The organism is Paraburkholderia sediminicola, from assembly GCF_046027355.1.
Lineage (GTDB): Bacteria > Pseudomonadota > Gammaproteobacteria > Burkholderiales > Burkholderiaceae > Paraburkholderia > Paraburkholderia sediminicola_B.
Map to the genome: position 1 here is coordinate 1 of NZ_JAQQEK010000102.1, position 1,425 is coordinate 1,425.

General features: G+C 57.8%; 2 protein-coding genes. One reads left to right on the top strand and one right to left on the bottom strand.

The window, feature by feature from the left end; translation table 11 throughout:
- The first annotated feature begins 437 nt into the window (after nucleotides 1–437).
- The gene (locus PQR42_RS45425) at nucleotides 438–1,187 is read left to right on the top strand and encodes a response regulator (RefSeq protein ID WP_408450316.1); all 750 of its coding nucleotides are present in this window, start codon (nucleotides 438–440) and stop codon (nucleotides 1,185–1,187) included.
- On the opposite strand, the gene PQR42_RS45430 is transcribed toward PQR42_RS45425, so the two are convergent.
- Nucleotides 1,129–1,425 (bottom strand): response regulator (locus tag PQR42_RS45430; protein WP_408496077.1); only part of this gene is annotated, 297 nt, incomplete at its 5' end. The two genes, PQR42_RS45425 and PQR42_RS45430, sit on opposite strands and share 59 nt — an antisense overlap.

The window sequence follows — 1,425 nt, forward strand, 5'->3', positions numbered from 1 at the left end:
CGTCTAATCCGTGGCGCGCCGATATTGCCTCTTCAACTGTGGTAAAGGTTGGCATTTTTTTGCATTCCTGACGGACAGATGGTGATTTTTCCGGGATCTTGTCCGACAGATTCTTCCACCAACGGTCAGAAATGGCCCGCGAATCGCTGGCGACGATCATTTTACCAGGCCGTGATCCACTCGCCAGATCAAGTCGCCACAGTCATCGCCATTTTCACGTCGCGGCGGTCATTCCCCTGCGCTCGAACCGTCGAGCCACAGGCGAATCCCGCCACTCTTGAGACAAAGCGATATGGAACAGCCGCCAATGTCCGTGGCGTAAGTGCATTGCGCGTATTATTTGATCGGAACAACAAAAAGCAGGTGATTGCTACAGACGTAGCATCATCCGCAAAGTCATTGCAGTTCGCTCCGAAGCTGTTTTGGGAGACGACGGAATGCGCGTACTGATCGTCGACGATCATGAGCTCTTCAGAGCCGGATTGGCGCTTCTGCTGAGAGAACTCTTCCCGGGTATCGACTTGCTCCACGCAAGTACCTTGTCACAAGGCGTCAATCATGCGTTGTGCGAACTCCTGAACATCGTTTTTCTCGATCTCGACCTTCCCGATGGTGACGGCTGCAACGCGCTCGCAGAATTGAAGGAGTCGCGACCGTCCCTGCCCGTGATTGTGATATCGGCCGACGAGCGCGTGGAAACCATCGCCCGATGTATAGAACTTCGAGCCATGGGATACGTGCCCAAATCTTCATCTCCTGCAGCGCTTAACGCAGCTATAGGTGCGGTGCTGGCCGGGGGCGTGTTCCTGCCCGCCGCCAGCATCGCGGTGCTCCGGCGTGACATGGGCACGGCGGAGGCCCTATCAGATGGACCCGGGGACGCGCCGTCCACTGCGATTTCAGGAGTGAGCGCCGCGTCCGACCTTGGACTGACTCCGAGAGAATTTGAAACACTGGCGTGGCTGGTTCGCGGACTTCCCTCGAAGGCGATTGCCTTTAAAATGGGGCTCGAGGACATTACGGTAAGGAAATACATCAGTCATCTGCTCGCGCATTTCAACCTGCGGCGCCGCACAGAACTCATCGTCATGCTGGCCGATCGAGGCATCAGACTCGGCGTCCTTCCAGTCACAGATCCCTCTCATGACCGCCGCCTGTCGGATGTTGGGTGGCAACGAACCGACTGACGTCAGCTAGCGTGCTTTCCGGTGCGGAAGACTTCCTCAGCAACACGAACGGCTGGGCAAAATCGCGAAGCGCTCGAGGCGAGATCAGCTCGCCCGTGATGAACGCGACGGGAAGTACACCCGCCCAGGCGAAATGCCGCCGGATCCGTTCGGCAACCTCGATGCCGGTCGGTCCATCGCGCAGCCGGATGTCGGTGACAATGATATCGGGTGCGCGGCCGTCATCGGCCAGAATCGT